21 protein-coding genes are annotated in these 18,338 nt (G+C 68.4%); 19 read left to right on the top strand and 2 right to left on the bottom strand.

What is annotated here, in order from left to right:
• Nucleotides 1–137: 137 nt before the first annotated feature.
• The 19 genes from ACFYMM_RS14460 to ACFYMM_RS14550 all read left to right on the top strand — a co-directional run bounded on the left by ACFYMM_RS14460 (nucleotide 138) and on the right by ACFYMM_RS14550 (nucleotide 17,174).
• On the top strand, nucleotides 138–1,313 hold the full coding sequence (locus tag ACFYMM_RS14460) for a hypothetical protein (protein WP_319647526.1): 1,176 nt from the start codon (nucleotides 138–140) through the stop codon (nucleotides 1,311–1,313).
• A 631-nt stretch (nucleotides 1,314–1,944) separates the two neighbouring features.
• On the top strand, nucleotides 1,945–2,271 hold the full coding sequence (locus ACFYMM_RS14465) for a hypothetical protein (protein ID WP_266703984.1): 327 nt from the start codon (nucleotides 1,945–1,947) through the stop codon (nucleotides 2,269–2,271).
• A gap of 152 nt (nucleotides 2,272–2,423) precedes the next feature.
• Nucleotides 2,424–3,179, top strand: coding sequence for a hypothetical protein (locus tag ACFYMM_RS14470; protein ID WP_319647527.1), 756 nt, complete (start codon nucleotides 2,424–2,426; stop codon nucleotides 3,177–3,179).
• Between the two features lie 270 nt (nucleotides 3,180–3,449).
• A complete protein-coding gene (locus ACFYMM_RS14475; RefSeq protein ID WP_388386236.1) occupies nucleotides 3,450–4,853 on the top strand; it encodes a hypothetical protein in 1,404 nt (467 codons plus the stop codon).
• Nucleotides 4,854–5,412: 559 nt separating this feature from the next.
• Nucleotides 5,413–6,252 carry a hypothetical protein gene (locus ACFYMM_RS14480; RefSeq protein ID WP_319647529.1) on the top strand — a complete coding sequence of 280 codons (840 nt, stop codon included), beginning with the start codon at nucleotides 5,413–5,415 and terminating at the stop codon, nucleotides 6,250–6,252.
• A gap of 80 nt (nucleotides 6,253–6,332) precedes the next feature.
• A complete protein-coding gene (locus ACFYMM_RS14485) occupies nucleotides 6,333–6,674 on the top strand; it encodes a hypothetical protein (RefSeq protein ID WP_334645871.1) in 342 nt (113 codons plus the stop codon).
• Nucleotides 6,675–6,758: 84 nt separating this feature from the next.
• Nucleotides 6,759–8,183, top strand: coding sequence for a DNA cytosine methyltransferase (locus ACFYMM_RS14490; RefSeq protein ID WP_319647531.1), 1,425 nt, complete (start codon nucleotides 6,759–6,761; stop codon nucleotides 8,181–8,183).
• Between the two features lie 98 nt (nucleotides 8,184–8,281).
• Nucleotides 8,282–8,890, top strand: a complete 609-nt coding sequence (locus ACFYMM_RS14495) for a hypothetical protein (RefSeq protein WP_319647532.1) — start codon at nucleotides 8,282–8,284, stop codon at nucleotides 8,888–8,890.
• Nucleotides 8,891–9,030: 140 nt separating this feature from the next.
• The gene (locus ACFYMM_RS14500; protein WP_319647533.1) at nucleotides 9,031–9,894 is read left to right on the top strand and encodes a phosphoadenosine phosphosulfate reductase family protein; all 864 of its coding nucleotides are present in this window, start codon (nucleotides 9,031–9,033) and stop codon (nucleotides 9,892–9,894) included.
• A gap of 281 nt (nucleotides 9,895–10,175) precedes the next feature.
• Nucleotides 10,176–10,580 carry a hypothetical protein gene (locus tag ACFYMM_RS14505; RefSeq protein ID WP_388386237.1) on the top strand — a complete coding sequence of 135 codons (405 nt, stop codon included), beginning with the start codon at nucleotides 10,176–10,178 and terminating at the stop codon, nucleotides 10,578–10,580.
• Between the two features lie 162 nt (nucleotides 10,581–10,742).
• Nucleotides 10,743–11,498, top strand: a complete 756-nt coding sequence (locus ACFYMM_RS14510; RefSeq protein WP_388386238.1) for a hypothetical protein — start codon at nucleotides 10,743–10,745, stop codon at nucleotides 11,496–11,498.
• A gap of 124 nt (nucleotides 11,499–11,622) precedes the next feature.
• Nucleotides 11,623–11,835 carry a hypothetical protein gene (locus tag ACFYMM_RS14515; RefSeq protein ID WP_388386239.1) on the top strand — a complete coding sequence of 71 codons (213 nt, stop codon included), beginning with the start codon at nucleotides 11,623–11,625 and terminating at the stop codon, nucleotides 11,833–11,835.
• Between the two features lie 87 nt (nucleotides 11,836–11,922).
• Nucleotides 11,923–12,354 (top strand): hypothetical protein, encoded by a 432-nt coding sequence (locus ACFYMM_RS14520; protein WP_388386240.1) that lies wholly within the window; start codon nucleotides 11,923–11,925, stop codon nucleotides 12,352–12,354.
• A 105-nt stretch (nucleotides 12,355–12,459) separates the two neighbouring features.
• On the top strand, nucleotides 12,460–13,350 hold the full coding sequence (locus tag ACFYMM_RS14525) for a hypothetical protein (RefSeq protein ID WP_388386241.1): 891 nt from the start codon (nucleotides 12,460–12,462) through the stop codon (nucleotides 13,348–13,350).
• 402 nt (nucleotides 13,351–13,752) lie between these two features.
• The gene (locus ACFYMM_RS14530; protein ID WP_388386242.1) at nucleotides 13,753–14,019 is read left to right on the top strand and encodes a hypothetical protein; all 267 of its coding nucleotides are present in this window, start codon (nucleotides 13,753–13,755) and stop codon (nucleotides 14,017–14,019) included.
• A gap of 215 nt (nucleotides 14,020–14,234) precedes the next feature.
• Nucleotides 14,235–14,852 (top strand): hypothetical protein, encoded by a 618-nt coding sequence (locus ACFYMM_RS14535; RefSeq protein ID WP_388386243.1) that lies wholly within the window; start codon nucleotides 14,235–14,237, stop codon nucleotides 14,850–14,852.
• Between the two features lie 119 nt (nucleotides 14,853–14,971).
• The gene (locus tag ACFYMM_RS14540) at nucleotides 14,972–15,721 is read left to right on the top strand and encodes a hypothetical protein (protein WP_388386244.1); all 750 of its coding nucleotides are present in this window, start codon (nucleotides 14,972–14,974) and stop codon (nucleotides 15,719–15,721) included.
• A gap of 112 nt (nucleotides 15,722–15,833) precedes the next feature.
• Nucleotides 15,834–16,484: a hypothetical protein gene (locus ACFYMM_RS14545; protein ID WP_388386245.1), complete on the top strand. Its 651-nt coding sequence runs from the start codon at nucleotides 15,834–15,836 to the stop codon at nucleotides 16,482–16,484.
• Nucleotides 16,485–16,637: 153 nt separating this feature from the next.
• On the top strand, nucleotides 16,638–17,174 hold the full coding sequence (locus ACFYMM_RS14550) for a hypothetical protein (protein ID WP_388386246.1): 537 nt from the start codon (nucleotides 16,638–16,640) through the stop codon (nucleotides 17,172–17,174).
• A 141-nt stretch (nucleotides 17,175–17,315) separates the two neighbouring features.
• Here ACFYMM_RS14550 and ACFYMM_RS14555 read toward each other — a convergent pair whose 3' ends face one another.
• Both ACFYMM_RS14555 and ACFYMM_RS14560 read right to left on the bottom strand, forming a co-directional pair.
• Nucleotides 17,316–17,696, bottom strand: a complete 381-nt coding sequence (locus ACFYMM_RS14555) for a hypothetical protein (protein ID WP_388386247.1) — start codon at nucleotides 17,694–17,696, stop codon at nucleotides 17,316–17,318.
• Nucleotides 17,693–18,220: a hypothetical protein gene (locus tag ACFYMM_RS14560; RefSeq protein ID WP_388386248.1), complete on the bottom strand. Its 528-nt coding sequence runs from the start codon at nucleotides 18,218–18,220 to the stop codon at nucleotides 17,693–17,695. Before ACFYMM_RS14560 ends, ACFYMM_RS14555 begins: the two co-directional genes overlap by 4 nt.
• Nucleotides 18,221–18,338: the final 118 nt, after the last annotated feature.

Raw genomic sequence — 18,338 nt, forward strand, 5'->3', positions numbered from 1 at the left:
CAACGACACGACACGCCACCACTCCCACGGAATCACCGGCCCTATGCCTGACCAGCTAAAACGCCGCTTTCAGGTTCGGAAAGACAACGACGCCTAAAGGCGTCCGCTCTCCCGGTGTGTTCCGGTAGCGTCCTTTTGTGGCTTTCAGCAAAGTGCCCAGTGCTGCCGACCAGCGCCTCATCGATCACGCGGCGCGTCACGACTTGTCCGTCACCGTCAAGCAGCTGGCCGGTTGGCGGCGGGCCGGGCTCCTGCCGGGGAATATCCCTGGCGGAGGCCTCGGCCGGGGCCGGGGCAGCACATCTGCACCACCGCCCGAGAGCTTCGATCTGGTCGTCGCCCTCGCACGCCTCGCCGGACGGGGCAAGCGGCCTGCGGACCTGGCGCTTCTTCTGTTCGCCGAGGGTCTCCCGGTTCCAGAGGCAACGGTCCGCGCAGCCTTCCGTGCCGCCGTGGACACGGACCCCCTTCCCGGCGAGGACGACACCTCAGCCGACGGCCGTGACCCGGATGAGCGGCTGGACCAGATTTCCCAACGGCTCGCCGACCGTGGCCAGGTCCTCACGCTCGTCCCGGCCCGCGTCCGCCGTATTGACGAGCGCATCAACCGCGCCCTCGGCCAACTCCCGCCCGAACTGCTGGAACTGGACCAGAACCCCGAGCCGCATCCGCTCACCCCTACGGACGCCACGCTGACCGCCGTGACCGCGGCCATCGGCGGCTCCGTCCCCCTCCAGGACATCGGCGCCATGCTGCGCGCCATGAGCCCCGCCATGGCAGCACATCCGATGGCCTCCCACGTTGAGACCACCCAGGCCGACGTTCCGGAGGCCGCTGCCAGCATCCTCGCGGAGGACGGCTCCTTGGCCTTCCTCCCCGACGGCGACCCCCGTGATGTTCTGCGCGTGCTGGCCGACACGGCTCCGCTGGAGGACCTCGCCGCCGGCTGGCGCACGGCCGTCCAGGTGCGGGAGTGGGCACTGGATCTGTGTCGGCGCGTCGAGGGTGAGTTGAAGGCTGGGCAGCTCGGCGCAGCTGTCGAGGAGTGGCTGCACGGGCGGCAGTTGATGTCAGGGCTTGCCGTCATCGCGACCCTGCGCGAACCCCGCTGGACACCGTCGCGGGGTGCGTCCTCGGCACTGATGTGGCTGTTCCAGTGCCAGGCACTTGCGACGCTCGACAGCCTGCTCCCCGGCTGCCAGTGGCATCTCCTCAAGATCCCCGGGTTCGCGCCGCCCCCTGCCCGGGACCTGATTCTCAGCAAGGTCGTCGGCCCCGGCGCAGCATCGACCGCGGAGACCGCCACCGGCTGAAACTGGAGCCGCGGCGGTCAACGGTTGGGCGCCGAAGAAGCGGCAGCCGGTCAGGCCTGCTGGTCCCGCCACGCCCCCTACTCATCTCCGCCTCGGGGGCGCCGTTTCGCCGCACATGAGCTGCCAGCCCGTTCAATGCCTGGGCGGACTCCGCCATCCCCGGGCAGCAGTCGGAAAGCAATGTCGGTCGCCGCGCCGTTTCGCACAGGCCGGGTGGGGTTCCGGGGTTGATGTACTCGGCCGGGTGCGGGTGGTGTCCCTCCCGGCTATCGAGTATGGGAGGCCGCGGCGAACTCCGCGCAAGGTCGGCCGCCCGGTTTTTCTCCGCTCCTGCGTCACGGAGAAAAACCGTCCGCCTCCCCTGCACTCCGTTCGACGGCCTCCCAAATCTCTCTTCGCCGGGAGGGGCCGGGGGCCGATCTCCACGGCAACGCATCCCCCGGGGCAAAGCCCGCCACCCGGCCACAGCACTCGGGGCACACCAGCCTCAGACAACCCCGCCAAAACCTGCATTTGGCCAGCCCAGAGGCCCCTTTTTGCATTGACCACCCCACCTAACAAAGATAGATTTACCTATGTCAACACGGGGCAGGGCAAAGCCCCCGGAACCCACTCAGGATCAGGAGATCCGATGGACCTGAACGACTTCACGAAGCCGCTCCAGCTCAACGACACCACACGGCTCCAGGCGATCTTCGACCCGGCCTTGCGCCGCTTCCGCGCGCAGCTGTGGAAGGCCGACGAGCCGGCCGGACTGCTCGGGCTGGTCGAAGTGTTCACCCACCCCGACGACGTGCTGGACGCGGTCGACGAGTTCCTCACCGCGCACGGTGAGAGCCCGCTGACGAAGGAGCAGACGGGCCGCTTCGCCGGAATGCTGATCATGGCGAAGGGGGGACCGGACGCCGAGATGCTCCGGCTCGCCATCGAGGAGCCCGACAAGTTCCTCTTCTTCTGATCCACCGCTTCTGTCGGGGGCCAGGGTTGTCGACCTCACCCTGCCCCCGGCTGTGGAGCCTGGCCGTCGGCTTCTACCGCCTGCGAGACGCGTGTGCCGACGGCACCTTCTCACCCCGCGTTCCCGCCTGAGATGAAGGAACCAGACAGACCTTGCATACTCCCGCAGCCATCGCGCAGCTCGCCGCCGGGATTCTCGGCAGCGACTGGAAGGCCGAACGCTCCCCCTGGGAGGTTCGCGGCAGCCTGACCGCACCCGAGACCGACGAGTTCACCCTCCACGTCGACGATCTCCATCACCTCGTCCTGGAAGCTGCCTTGGCGGGCGAGATCGCCCGGTTCACCGGACATCCCGCCCAGAGCAACGGCGAGGACCTCGCCCGGAAAGTCGCCGAGGTCATCCGCCACTACCTGTCCACGCTCGAAGACAACGAGACACAAGGCACCGCGCTCTACCAGGAGCTGAACCGGGGAGCACACTTCTCCGGCGCGGACTACAGCGACCCGGAGACTCCCTGCCACCCCTCCGTCACCATCGCAGGGGGAACTTGCTCCTTCTACATCGACGAAGCCCGCGTCGCGCAAGTAGTCGTCGAGCTGGACTGGCTCACCGCGAGCGGCGCCCGGATCTGGCCCGGGGCCGTACCCGTTCGGATCACACTCGACGGAGGAGTCGTGTTCTCCTCCACCGGCACGTGGGTGGTCGAGCTCCAGCACCCCGAAGACGGCGGGGACGACAGCGTGTGGGAATACCAGATAGCCGCCGAGGATGCTCCGACCGAGGCGGACGCCCGTACGGTCGCTGCGAAGCGGTTGCTGGCTGACCTCAAGTCCCGCGACAACGCCGACGCCTGGAACGGCATCACGATCCGCAGCGTACGACTCGCGGATCACCCGCCGACGGCCTGAGCTTCGCATTCCTGACGGCCATCGGTAGGCCGGGAAGATCTCAGCGGCCCCGTTCCGACGTCGCCGGGTCTCCACGACGCCGCCCGCCTCCCGCGCGGGCGGCGCCTCCCGTACGCAACAGCGCTTCCTCGGGCGGCAGTTCGGCCCCATCCCGCGGAGATGCACGCCGACCTCGCTGGGGCCGCGCTCGGCAGAGCACAGATTCACCTACGTCGCAGCAGGGGGCAGGGCAAGGCCCCCTGGAACCCACCATCGGCAAGAGGTCCACACATGGGTGCCAACAGCCCGCAAATACAACTCGATCTTTGGCAGGAGCAGCTCCCCGCCGCGGTCAGCGTGAAGCCGATGACCGTGCTTTCGTACGGCCTGGGGGCGGATTCGACGCTCGTCTTGATAGAAATGCTGCGCGACCCGGCCGGCTACGGCCTGGAGCCGGACCTCTCCGACCTGATTGTGATCACGGCGACGGTCGGTTCGGAGTGGAGGGACACTGTCAGGCTCGTCGAGGACCATATCTTCCCCCTTCTCCGTCGCCACCGGGTCAGGTACATTCAGGTCGCTCGGTGCGGCCCGTACGAAGCGGACGGCTGGGAAATCCTTGCCGACTCCCGTAGTCCACAGCGCTTCATTCCACGAGGCCGCTGGACCCTCATGGACGAACTCTCTCTGAACGGCACGGTCGTCCAGGCCGCGGGCGGGAATTCGTGCTCGCTGAAATACAAGGGCTGGCCGCTGGACCAGTGGGGGCTGGCCGAGTTCCCCGACAGGCCGTTCCGAAAAGTCGTCGGCTACCACGCCCGTGAACAAAAGCGTGCCCGTACGTACGACGGATGCCAGCAGGAGGAAAACCTCAAGGCGCGTCGGACCATCTGTGCCGTGGAATATCCGCTCATTGAGAAGAGCTGGGACCGCGACATCGTGGAGGCCCGGTTGTTCGCCGAATTCGGCTTCCTGTGGCCCAAGTCCTACTGCACGTTCTGTGTTTACTCAGGTTCCTGTTCTGCCCGGCCCGCGCATATGGCGCGCTTGCGAGACCACCTTGAGCAGGCTGTCGAGGTGCTGGCCCTGGAGTACACGTCGATGGCGCTGAACGAGAACGGCTCATTCTACCCGAAGGAGACGCTGTACACGCGTGTCGCCGAGGACGGCAACACCGCGGCGCTGCGGGCGCTGGAGGACCGCCTTGCCTCCTCGGAGTGGGCGCTGTACCGAATACGCCGCGTGTTCCCTCCGGCCCGCACCAGCAGCTGCAAGCAACGGCACGGCGACTCTTGCCGCTCCCCGTGGCCCGGCTGCATCGACCCGGACACGGGCGAGCGGACACCCCCATGCGCACAGTGGCACGGACCCGTCTGCCGCGGACCTCAGCCCGCATGCCGGGACTCTTCCCGCAAGGGGCAGGCGAGCCGGTCTGTCAAGGTCGTGATCACCGGAACCCGAGCGCAGGTCACCCGCCTGATGCGCCGTCGCGCTGAGGAGGCCGGCGAGCACGTCGAGGAAGACTTTCAGCACCCGCTCGGCCACGTGCGCAGCCAGACGCTTTCGCGCGGCGCACGCTTTCCCGCTGTGGAGGAGTTCCATGTCGTCGCACCCAGCGGTGTGATCGCGAAGCAGAGGAAGAACTTCGAGGAGGTGTGGCGGGAGACCTGCCGACAGCTTCTACTCCCCGTCTGATCGCGCAGACACCCTTCCCCCCGATCCACCGCTTGGCGTCAGGGAGAGCCAGAACTTCTCCTCTTCCCGGCTTTCCGAGTGTGGGGCCCTCGGCGGGAGGGGTGCAAGAACGAGCTTCGCCGCGTTCTTGCACCCCTCCCGTTCGGGCCCCTTTTTCTTTTTGCCGGGAAGGGGGAGGGGGCCACTCCACGGCACCGCGCCGCGTTCGGCACCGCCCGGCAGCCGACCGCAGGCTTCGCACGCTTAAAATCTGTCGCGGCGATGTGACTGGCACTCCGAAATACTTCCAATCTCCCATCCGAAACCGGATTGCGAGGTTGACCCAGCCCCCAAATGAACGTAGATTTACCTATGTCGAAGGGGGGCGGAAATGAAAAGCGAAAAGCCGCCCACCAGGAACATCGACAGTGAATAGACCGACACGGTCCTCGATCCTTTAAAACTCCACAGAGCGCTTCATTAGAATCCGCAGAACATTGACGTGACATCAAGAATCGGAATTCCAGAGGGGGCAGGGCAAAGCCCCCAGGAACCCACACAGCTGAATGGAGTCACTCAGGTGACCAACCCCGAGATTCCCATTTCCATGACCGACCTCGCCATTGCCATCCGTGAAGGCGCGCAGGTCGAGTCGAACCACATCTACGGCAAGTCCGTCGCGTTCACCCTGCCCAGCTCCGGAGACCAGGTGACGGTGTGGCCCGGGCACCAGCCCCAGCCCACCTCTCCTCTCGTTCTGCTCTGGCAGCGCCGGTCACCGCAAGGCGCGAGCATCGCGCACGGTGAACTCCCCTGGCCCAGCGACCCGAAGCCGCTCGTGCACTGGGCGATCACGATGGCCTACTCGACCGACGAGATCGGCCCGCAGTACGCGCCCGTCCTCGCCACCCTGCGCGAACACAACGTCACCGCTGACATCGTTCCCGTCCAGGGAGTCGGCCACCTCATCCACGTCCGGCTCCCGGACTCCACCTACCTGACCATCGGGGGTGACGAGGGCCTGCCCAGCCGGGCCGACCAGGTCAAGAACTGGCACGTGCAACACGAGGGTCCCGACGAGCACATCGGGGTCATCTACCACGGCTCCGAGCTCCTCCGGATGGTCGGCGCGATCCAGCGTTACCTCCAGGCGACAGCCACCCGCTACGGCAGCCACCACCCGCTCGGCGCCCCGGTCGACAGCGAGGAGCCGGACGGCCCGGACAAGCTCTACGGCCTGATCTCCGACCTGTCCGAACTGCGCCGCACCCGCTACTCGGTTCCGGGTGGGGCCCTCCTGACCGTCATGGACGCCGACGGCCACAACGGCGCCACCATCGAGGTCCCGGCCGAGGTCGTGACCCGCCTCTGCCGCCTTCTCACCGTCGAGAAGCGGGTCATCGAGACCTACGGCGGCTAGCAGCCGACGCGCCCCCAACCTGCCGGGCCCGGAGGGCAACCGGGCCCGGCGCCCATGAACCCACAACCACGGATGGACACATGGCCGACCGCATTCCCCCGGCACACAACCACTGGCCTCTGGCGCTCGCCCGCTACTCCAGCGACCCCGAGCCGCTCGAACTCCCCGACCACCACCGGCCGATGCCGTTGCTGTGGGCGTCCCCGCCCTGCCCGCCGACCAGGAGCACATCGGGCCTGCGCAACTCCGCGCGGGCCGAGGACCCCCGTTCCCGCATCGCCCGTCGTCTGGCAGTCGAACTCGGCACCTCCTCCACCTGGGACCTGATCCGCGAAGCGCAGACCAGCCGCCTCCAGGTGGTCACGGTCGAGAACGTCATCGAAACCGCAGTCTGGCTCACGTCCCACATCTACGGCGAGTAGCCGCCCCGCAGTCTTTTCCCCGCTTCGGGTCCGGAGGGCAAACCGGGCCCGAAGCGCTCAGGAACCCGTAAACAGGAAGAGCACTTGAGTATCACCTTCACGGATATGTACGCGGGCGCGGGCGGTTCTAGTACTGGCCTGGTCAATGCAGGACTCGAACTCAAACTCGCCGCCAATCATTGGCAAGTCGCGGTGGATACACACTGCGCCAATCATCCCGACGCCGAGCATCTCTGTGCCGAGATGGAGTATTACGACATGAGGCGTCTCCCGAGGACAGACATCCTTTGGGCGAGCCCCATCTGTACGGAGATAAGTCCCGCCGGGGGACGGCCCCGGACCAAGGGCCAAGTGGATGACGAAGAGTGGAAGGCGCTTCCGGACAAGGCATTCCAGCGGACCCGGGCCACGGCTTTCGAAGTCATCCGCGCCGTGACCATCCATCGCTACAAGGCTGTATTGGTCGAGAACGTCATCGAGTTCGCGACCGACTGGGAATTGTTTGACTGGTGGCTGGCCGGAATGGTCCAGCTCGGCTACAACTACCAGATCGTCTGTGTCTCGTCGGCGCACATCGGGGACGAGTTCAATATTCCCGCTCCGCAGTGGCGCGATCGGCTGTACATCGTTTTCACCAAGGTCGGAATCCGTCTCCCGGATGTAAAGCCCACGCCGCTGGCGTTCTGCGAGGTCTGCGACGAGGACGTGCAGGCGGTGCAGACCTGGCGCAAGCCCCGTAAGCCCCGCAAGGGCCAGAAGCCCCGGCGGAGCGGAGTCGGCAAGTACGGCGTGCAGTACGACTACACGTGCCCCTGCGGTCACGGGATCGTCGAGCCGTACGTTCAGCCCGCGTCCTCCGTCATCAACTGGGAGGACCAGGGCGTTCGGATCGCCGACCGTCACGAGCACGGGCTTGATCCGCTGGCAGAGAGCACCATTGCTCGCATTGAGGCGGGGCTGGAGATGTTCCCCGCGAGCCCCTCGCTGGTGACCGTGAACCACAGCGGTCACGATGGCCGCGCGTTCCGGCCGGACTTGGCCCCACTGCCGTCCCGGTGCGCGAAGATCGGGGAAGGCCTGCTCCTTCCGCCCGGGGTCTCCCCGTACGCCACGGCGTCACCGGATCTCGCGGCTCCGCCGTTCGTCATCGAGCTCCGCAACCACGGCAAGGCGCGGAAGATCGACCGGCCGCTGGCCTCGGTCGTGGCAGGTGGCAACCACCATGGGCTGGTCATCCCGTACCGCAAGGGTGCGAAGGCCAAGCCGACGTCCGAGCCGCTGCACACCCTCTCCACGCACGACTCGGCCGGTTTGCTGCGGCAGGCCGCAACGGTCGAGGACTGCTACTTCCGGATGCTGAAGTGGCGCGAGCAGATGAACGCCCAAAGGTTCCCGCGTGACTACATCGTCACGGGCCCCAGCGAAGCCGCCCGGACGGTCCAGGCGGGAAACGCGGTGAGCTGCAACGTCGCTCAGTTCTTCGGCGTGCGCGTGGCCGCCGTTCTGTAAATACCCGTGGGGCCGCCCCAGCGGCGGCCCCACCTCCCCTTTCAGCCGGGCCCGGAGGGCAAACCGGGCCCGGCGCCCACAAGCCGAAGGAGCACCGCATGGTCTTCCCGGACCCCCAGCACGACGCCCGCGAACGCATCGCTCGTACTGCCCGCACCGTCCAGCACACCCGCACCGCCCACATGGCGATCCGGCTCCTGCTCACCCGGGGCATCCACCCCCAGGTGACCCGTTGCCGCCCCACTGAGTCGCCGTGGTTGGACGTCACGTTCACCCACGCCGCCACCTCCGTCAGGTGGTCGAACACCTACTACCGCAACGGGCACAACCTCCGATTCACGCTCCTGCCGCTCTCCATGGTGCCTATCGTCCTCGCCGCCGTCAGCAGCGCCCGGGACAGCGAGTTGGCCGCCTTCCACGACCCGAGCGACTTCAAGGGCGACGCCGCCCAGTGGCTGGATGCACAGACCGCAGGTCTGCTCGGCGTGGCCGACAGCCGCCCGATGCCGGGTTACGACGAGGAGGCGTCCGACACGCCGGTCTACAGCTCGGAGTTGTCCGGGCGCTGGCAGGTGGAGGGGATCGCCCTCGTGGAACTGTCCGGCCCGGACATGACCGCCGTGTGCAACCTGGAGATTCTGCGCCTCAGCGAAGCGGCGGCGCACGCAGTCATCACCGCGTACGCGGGCCAGATCCCGCCGCGCTGACCCGAGCCGGATGCCCCTGGCCCGGCGTACTGGCCAGGGGCATCCGTGCAGTTCCCCTCTCACCCCCGGCATGCGGCGAGACATCGCTCCACCCATGCCGGGGCTCTCTACCGAACCCCTTCACCCTTGGGAGACCTCAGGTGACACAGCCCCTCACGCCCACCCGGCCGTGCGGCAGCGGATGTGCACAGCTCGAACTGTTCACCCCGCCGGCCGAGGCATCACCCGCAGAGCCGGCCGAGTTCGACTGGGACCGGCACGACGTCGTGGTCGTCGGCGACAGCGGCGGGAAGGACAGCGGCGTCCTCGTGCACACGGTGTGCACACAGGCCGACCAGGCGGGCCAACTGCACAAAGTCAAGGTGCTCCACTGCGACCTCGGCCGTACGCCGAACGGACACCTGATCGAGTGGCCGGGCGCCCTTGAGGTGGCCCGCGACCATGCCGCCCTGTACGACGTGCCGTTTGCCGTCCGCCGCAGCCAGCGATGGCCGTCCCTGTGGGACCGGATCATGGACCACGGGAACTGGCCCGGTCATTTTGCGCGATTCTGTACGAGCGACACGAAGACCGCCGTCGGGCGGGTCTTCGTCGACGAACTCGCCGCCGATATGCGACTCGGCCGCCCGATTCGGGCCGGGTACGCGATGGGCATGCGGGCCGAGGAATCCCGGGCCCGCGCGGCGAAGCCGGTCATCGAGCAGCATCGGATGACCGCGAAGACGCTGCGCGAGGTCACGACCTGGCTGCCGATCCATCATCTCAAGGTCGATGAGGTCTGGAAGGTCCACGTTGACCACGGCATCCCCTGTCACCCTGCCTACGAACGGGTGGGGCGGCTCAGCTGCCGGGCCTGCCCGTTGGCGAGCCGTCAGGACCTGATCGAGTCCGCGCGGGTCAACGGTGACATCTTCGACGAATACGCGGGAGCCGAGGAGCACATGGGCAAGCCGTTCAAGAAAAACCTCACCCTGAAGCGGATCCTCGAATTGGCGCGGAGCTGACCGGACCTGCATCAACAACCCGGCCACAGCGAGACTGCGCCCAGAGCCAACGGGACCGTGTCGGCCGCCCGGCATCGGCGCCGCCCGCAAACCCGGGGCCCAGCGAGCCGAAACACCATTGACCACACCTCCGCAGAAACATAGATTTACCTATGTCGAAAGGGGGCAAACTTTCCCGGCCGTCAATCGGTGACGGGCGAGCGCCCCGACTCCCGGCCGGTGCCTGACAAGACACACCCAAGCACCGGCATCGGACCCACCATCGCGAAAGGCCACCAGCCATGGACTTCACGGGACCTCTCCCGATCGAGGCACCCACCGACTACTCCGACCTGATCAGGTCGACGGCGGAGGAGCGCGGACGCGCCCTGCTCGCCTACACGCTCCGCTGGGTCGGCGAGGACGGCACCAAGATCGACGGCACGGGCAACGTCATCGCGCCGGGGTGGGCCGACGCGCCCGACGGCTGGGCGACGTTCAACGCCTCACGCGCCCCCGAGCTGGCCGGAGACATCTGCGCCGACCTCTTCATGTACGTGAAGGAAGCCGTCGGAGCCGATGGCCTGCGGCGCACGCTGCGACAGTTCCTCGGCCCGCTGGCCGAGGAACTGGAGGCCACGGAGGACGAGGACCAGCGGCAGACGCTGCAACGCCTCCTCGCCTCGCTGGCCGACATCGTCGGCTGACGGCCCTGCCCCAGCCCCCTCCGGTGCGCGGCAGGGCAAGCCGCGCACCGCAGTTGGACCACGTCATGGCTCCGGGGCGCGGAGACCTGCGTCCCGGTCTCAGCCCACCACATCCTCCAGCCGGCGGACTGCCGTCCGGCCGCACTCGAAAGGCAACCGATCATGGACACCAGGTCCCGTATCAAGACCCGCACCCACCGCGGCGAGGCCGCCGTGTGGGAATACCTCGACACCTGTGCCGTCAGCGCCATCTTCCATCAGGACCCCGCCGCCCGCGGCCTGCGCGCCGTCCTGGCCTACGGCCAAGACCAGTGGAACGCCGAGTGGGACGTGCTCCGCACCAGCCCAGTGTTCCGCAGCGAGGCGGAAACCGTCATCACCACCCTGTTCAGCGACGTCCTGCACTACTGGGCCCGCCGCAACCCCAACACCTTCGACCTTCTCCAGCGCCGCATCTGGGAACTGCGCGGAGAATTCGAGAAGTTCGACTTCGACAGGTTCGTCCACGAAGAGGAACTCGCGGCCCTGTCGCCCTCCGGCGTGAGCGAGGTGACTGCCCGTCTTCTGGCCGATCTGCTGCTGTGCGCCGAGCGGCTGAACCTCAGCTCCAACGACGTCTTCGCCAACGGAGTGCGCTTCTTCGTGGCCGACTGGAACCAGCTGAAGTTCGAGGAGCTCCCGCGCGCCGAACAGGAGGCGCGCATCGTCCTGGCCACCCTGGAAGAGCAGAAGCTCATCGTTGGCTTCCGGCCGCACGGCGACGAAGGTGACGGCATGTGGCACGTACAGGAGAACCAGCTCGACCGTACGGTCCTGCACACCGAGGACGTCGCCGCCTACGCCGAGCGACGCAACGAGCTCCTCCGGCCCCGCCCGGAGCGCCCCGGAAGCGCCTGGAGCGATTCCTCCCTGCGCTGACCGAAGCCTTCTCGTCCACCGTCCGGCAGGGCAAGCCGAACGGCGGATCCCGGAACCCACGCCGTTCCTGGTGGGCGGGCGAAACATCCCGCCCACCAGGAACGGCCCCGAGCGGACTCTTCCCATGACCATCACCGCGAGCACTCCAGCCGACTCGGACGCGGACTTCGAGCGGGCAGCACGCCAGGCCATTCATCTGGTCGCCCCGGCCGGGTTGCGCCTGGTCGCCTCCCGGCCCAGGCCCCCAGCCAAGGCCGGTCCCTCTACGGACGCCGACGTGGAGGCTCTCGCGATCAGCATCGGCGTCCTCAGCCCCGCTGACACCGGACCCCGCTGACCGTTCCCGACCGGTCAAGCCGGACGGCGTGACAGCTGCCTTCCCTCTCGGCACGCAATCCCTACCACTTCGAAAGGCATGCCTCCCATGAACAACCTTGCCGCCATTCCCGTCGCCGCCGTGCTGCTGCACGCCCTGGCCGTCCTTGAAGTCCCTGGGTTCGTGGATCTCGGAGAGGGCTTCGTCGTCGCCCACCCGCCGCATCTTTCCCAGGACAAGGCACTGGACAGCGAGCACATCATTCTCTGCGCCCCCGGCTACGTCAGCGGCCCGGTTGCCCAGTACTCGGGCGGCTTGTACGCCAGGGCGTATGAGGGTTACGACGGCTCGGACTACTGCGACATCGAGATGGTCTATGAGGCACAGCCCGGAGGGGACCTCACGGCCCACGCCGCCGCGTGCGCGAAGGCCGTCGCCGACTGGTTCGCCTCGCGCCAGACAACCGCCGAGGCCCCCGGAGGCGAAAGCGGGGCCGACGACACGGACGAAGTCCGTACCAGCACCACCGAAGTGTGCTGACTTGGGCAAAGCCGCCGGCCCCTGGAACCCACAAGCGCAGCACCAAGGCACCACCCCTGAGGTATCCGACAGTGTAGGGCCTTGCATGAGACAGGATGAGCCACGATGACCACGACCAGAGAACAGTTCGAGCAGCGCCTCGCGCAGCTGCGGCGCGAGGCGCCGGAACTCACGCGCAAGGACTTCGCGCACCTCGCCGGCGTCGCCGAGAAGACGGTCCGGAACTGGCTGGATGCCGACCCGAAGTTCGCTGACACCGCCCGGACTGGTGCGCGGCGAGTCCAGCTCTTCCCCTTTGACGAGGGCGCGCAGTGGGTGCGCAAGCAGCTCTTCGGCGCCGACGAGCGGGCGCCGGAAGTGAGCCCCGGTCCCCGGCTCGCCGCGGAACCCCAGCGCATGCCGCACACACCCGGGGAACGATGGCGCTGGGTTGACATGGCACGTCTTCGCGGCGTGACGCCGACCGCCGTGCGGGTGCTCGCCGCCGACTACCGAGAGCACCCCGAGCGCCCGTTTCCACCGCGCGACGAGTTCGACCACATGTGTGACGCCGGAGAGGTCTCCGCCTGGTTCCTCTGGTACGACACCACCCGTCCGGGATACACCGGCCCCCGGCCCGCCGAGATCGCGGCCGAGTCCGGCACCAAAGACACCCGCCGCAAGGAGGTCGTCACGCGCCTGAACACAGCGCTCGACGACGGCGAGTCCCTGACCAGCCGTACCCTGGCCGAGGAACTCGGGGTGAGCGCCGACGTCGCGGCCCGTTACCTGCGGCAGGCCGCTGAGAAGGTTCTCCCCGAGCGCGGCCTGATCTCTCGCAGCCAGATCGCCGAACGGCTGCCCACGGCGCCCGCCGCGCTCACGCCCGAGCAGCGCCGCGAGAGGGTGAAGACCCTCCTCAAACGCAAGAGCGCCCCCGCCCCCGTCATCACGGTGGCCGATACGCCGTACTACAGCGAAACGGCCATCGCCGAGTTCCTCGCCCCTCCCGCTTGACCCCGCCGACCACCGCGTCCTCGATCAGACAGGCCGCAGTCGGCATTCTCGCTTTCGCATCCCGGCGATCGAGTGTGGGGCCCTCGGCGGGAGGGGTGCAAGGACGGGCTTCGCCGCGTCCTTGCACCCCTCCCGTTCGGGCCCCGTTTTTTCTTTGCCGGGATGGGAGGGGGGCATCCACCGGCACCGGACTGGGGGCGGCTCCGCGCCGTAGCCGTGTGCGGCAACACGAGCTTCCGCACACCCCAACGGCACTGCTCCCCCGGGTCGAAATCCGCAGAGAATGACCCCTGTTGGGCCGGGTTTTCGCGTTGACCACCCCACCCAAGAAAGATAGATTTACCTATGTCGAGAGGGGGCAGGGCAAGGCCCCCGGAACCCACGATCACCGAGGAGATCACCTTGGCCGAGGACACCGAAGACGCCGAGCAGACCGAGTTCCTGTTGGTGTGCGAGAACGGCGACATTGAGCCGTTCGACGACTACCACGACGCCTACGAGGCGCTGACCGCCGCCGTCAAGCGTGACGTCGAGAAGTACGGCGAGGAGACGGCCCGCGAGGGTGTGATCCACCCGTACGGCATGTCGATCAACGTCATGCGCGACGGCCGTGACGTCACGGAGGACTGGGAGCGGAACGAGCCGCACAAGCCGCTGAGCATGGACTGAGCGGCGCCCGGCCAGCGAGCCGGGATCCCTCGAATCGCCGGGATGCGCGGCTGCCCCCTCGCGCGAGCTCGCTCGTGAACGTCGTCGACGCACGAGCCGGCCGGAACGCCGCGCGCCCGGCGCCCTTCCCCCCTCTTTCGCTCTTCAGAGCGTCCGTCACGCGCCCCACTGCTTCGGGCCGGGGAGTAACCGGCCTGCTTCGAAAGGACTCCATCATGCGTATCACCACCGCCCCGCACGCCATCGAGGCGCGTGCCGCGTTCGGCGGTTACTCCGCCTTCCCCAGGCGGGTGGCCCCTCTGCTCGCGATGCGCCTCACCGTGATGCGGGAGTACGCGGCGAACCGCAACCACGTCGCGGTCTGGGCCGACACCGCCAAGCAGGTTCACGAGGCCATCGTGGCCGTGTGCTTCGCCGAGGTCGCCCGTCGCCGCCGGTACCGCCGGTTCGCGAGCCGTGTCGCGCTGGACGCCATCGTGGCGTACGAGAAGGCGTACGTCGTCACCCTCTCGCGCGACGAAGCAGGCCACTACCGCCCCGAGCCCGGCACCGAATACGCGTTCGCCGTCTCCGACATCGGCCGCGCCGCCGCCGATCTCCTCGGCGACGAGTGGTTTGCAGACTCCGGTTCGTGGGGCGTGCGCGGTTACCTCCAGGCAGACGGCGAGAGCGGCGGCTACACCCTCGCCGTTTCCGACAGCGGTGTCCTCTACGTCGAGACCCTGCCCGAGGCACGCCGCACCGACGTCGCCGACGTGTGGTCCAGCGACAGTCTCGGGGACATCGCCGCCCGCGTCGCCGACACCATCCGCGAACTCCGCAAGAGCGACTGACCCGCCCTGCGCGGCCGTGCCCCGGCCACGAAACCGGCCGGGGCACGGCCGCCGCACCCGGTCTCACCACCCGCCCGGAGACCGACCGGACAGTCCCCCAAGTGAGAGGAATCCGCACGATGACCAGCAACACCAAGCCCAACGGCTACACCGTGCACGCATTCAACGCGGCCGGTGACGTCCTCGGACTCGACGGCCCCCACTCGGCCGGAAAGGCTCGTGAGGGCGTGGACGGCCAGACCGCCGGACAGTCCCTGTTCATCGAGACCGGTCACCGGCTGGAGGGCAACGGCCTTCCGGTGCGCGACCGGATCCGCTGGTACGTCGTCACCGATCACAAGGCCCGCCGCCACACGTGCCACGGACGGCCCGAAGGTGTCGAGCCGGGCACCCTGGGCGCCCTGGTGCGCTACCTCGAATTCTCACCGGCTGACTGGGTGGCGCTCGCGATGCTCGAACACGCCACGGAGGGCACCCCGTTCTGCGGCTCGTGCGAGGACACCGGCACCGTGGCCCTGTACGACGGTTCCACCGACGGGATCATCGGCAGCCGGGCGTGTGAGGACAAGGCATGCATCCAGCGCGGCCGGGCGCGGGCCCGGATCGCTGAACAGCGCCACACGGGAGAGCTGTTCATCGGGCATGAGGTGTTCACGCCGCACATCTGCTCCGAGTGCCACTACGGCGGTTACACGCCCGTGCTCGGCCTGTACGCGAGCACAGGCCCGGTCTACGTGTGCACGGCGTGGGGGTGCGGTCACACCGTCGACCGGAGCGCGTTCGAGGTTGCGGACGGCGAGAGGTTGGCCGAGGCGAACAACCGGCTTCACACCGCCCGTGCCCGCCGCCATGACGAACCCCCCTTCTAGGCACCGCAGCCCCCACCACAGACGGTGTGCGGCCCGATCGAGTCGGGCTGGGGAGCACCGGGCCACCCCATCCGGAGCACGGCCCCAACCCCACGGAGAGGAACACCACGACATGACCACGCAGGACGAACACCCCGCGGCTCACCAACCCGCCACGGACGACACCGGCCGGCGGGAGTGGACGGAGGCTGAGGCACTGGAGCGCGACCGGCGGGCGGAGGAGCGCACGCGGCCGGTGACAGCGGAGTTGGTACGGAACCGGGGCACCCGGGAAACGGTGGTGTGGCTGCTCGACGAGTCCGGCACTTTGTGCGCCACGGCGCACGTAATCCGGCTGGACATCCGCCACGACGTCCGCCAGGACGACGCGGAGGCAGCGGCAGCCCGTGCGCTGGTGAAGACAGGTTTTCGTCCCGTGCTCGGCTGGACGTGGACGGAGGTAGGGGCGGACGCCTCCCGGCGCCGGTGGCGTATCGCGATCGAGCCGACGGCCGACTACCTGTCGTACGTAGAGCGCCGCTACGGTCCGCGTCCGGAGATTCCGGCTATCGACGGCGCCACCGTCACGGCGCGCACGCAGCGCGGATGGTGGGACGTCACCACGTCCGACGGTGAACGGTACGCGCTCACGTGGTCACCGCAGATCGGCGGCGACCGGTGGACGGTGTGGGGCGGGGAGAACTTCACCCGGCTTGTTCGCTCCACCACCGACCAGGCGAAGGCGCTGTTCGTGCTCCGCCACCCGAGCCACGCTCGCGGTTGACGCGGTGTGGCCCCGGGGCGGTGCAGGACACCCGCCGAGGACTTGGCCGCCCGTAACGGCCTCACCCCGATACCCCTCCGCTACTGACCATGCCCGCCCGGCCCGGGGCCGCACGCCCCGGGTCCCGGGCCCGCACCGAACGGAGCACATCCCATGCGACTGCGTATCCCGAAGTTCCACCCCCTCTCCGACATGCCGCTGTTCGAGTCGCAGCGCACCCTGCGCGGCCACCCCTTCTACCCCGGCGCGAGCGTGCTGCGCTCCCTCGCCCCCCGCGAACCCCGCCTCCCGGCCGAACAGGCGCCGTGCGTCGTCTACCACTCGCCATGGGGCCACCTGGTCGTCACCGAGATCCACCCGGAGAACCTGAACGGCTACGGCTGGACGTGCCTGTCGAACGACCCGGACGGTGCCGAGTGGGGAGACCTCGGATACATGGGCGAGTTCGAGCGACGGCGCGGCACGCCGTACGAGTTCTGGGAGCGAGACCTGCACTCCCAGGACCGCAACGCGGCTGCCGCTATCGCCCGCATCCTCACCCGCTACGACGACCCTCCTACACGGCGCAGCGCGCCAGAAGGGCCCGAGCAGGCGCCCGCCGTCCCAGCCGAACCAGCAACCCACCCAACCGCCTCCCCAGTTGCTCGCATGCCCCGTACTCCCAAGGGCGCCCTGCGCGTCCGCCGCTGACCCGAGGCAGCCAGCCCGGGCACGCACCAGGGCATGCACGCCCAGGGTCGCAGCGTGTAGCCGCGGGCCCCCGTACCGACGTCCTCTGAGTCGGTGCGGGGGCCCGCGGCTTTGTTCGTTCGCTGCCTGTGCCGACGCTGCCTATTGGCGCGGCGGCTGGTTCACCCAGGACTGCGGGCTTCGAACAGTCGGCCCCGGCGGAGCTGATACGGGGTACTGGGGTACCTGCGGTGCAGAGTGGGCGGCCGGTACAGGCTGCTGCGGGTACGGGCCGGTCTGGCTCCCGGGAGCGGGTGCCGGGGGTACACAGCGGAGCTTGGTCCCCGCGTACAGGGTGACGCTCCAGGCGGGTTGGTCACTGTAGAGGCGCCACATGGGTTTGCCGTCGACCGTGGTCCTCTCGTAGCGGCCGAGGCGGAAGCCGATCGTCGTTCCTCCTTCGTCCTCCACCTCCATCAGGAGACCGATCCACTCGGGGCTGAGGTCCTCGATCGGCCGTTCGGCCACCGCGTTGGGTGTCATCCCTTCTCCTCTCGCGTCGAGGCCGCGCGTTCCTCGGCCGGCCCGGACAGCGTCGGCCCATGCGGCGTACCCGTGTGCGTGGCCGAGGCGGTAACAGGCTGGCCGGTCGGTGTCTCGCCTGCGGTAGTCGCGGCCGGTGCGGAGCTCTGATCCGGCGCAGGGTCTTCCTGCGTGCTGGCGGATTCGGCGGCGACGACCTTGCGGATGGTCTCCACGGACTCGCCGAGCCGGTCGGCGACGGAACGGACGCCGTCGAGCTGGAGCATCTGTCCGACGCTCCGGGCCTGCCGGTCCCGCAGCTCCTCCTCCGCAATCCTGGCCTGACCGCGCAGCCGGGCGGCGTACGCGGCGATCTTCTCCTCGGCTGCTTCGGTGACGTCCCCGATCTCCTGCGCGGCCAGTTCGTAGTCGGTGGCCAGGTCCTCCAGCCGCCGCTCTCGCTCCCAGTGCGCGGCCCGGCGTGCGCGCACTCGCTCGCGGGCGTCGACCTCCCGCGCCGATTTCCGCGGACTCCGTTGAGCCATCCAACTCGCCTCCCCTGAACGATGGGTTCTGGGTCATTGTGGCCGATGAATCCACGCTTCCCACATGGGGAATTGGGAGCCTTCTCCGAATGACGCAGCCAGAGGCATTCAGAGGCAA

The organism is Streptomyces sp. NPDC006739 (genome assembly GCF_042869815.1).
Classification (GTDB): Bacteria; Actinomycetota; Actinomycetes; order Streptomycetales; family Streptomycetaceae; genus Streptomyces.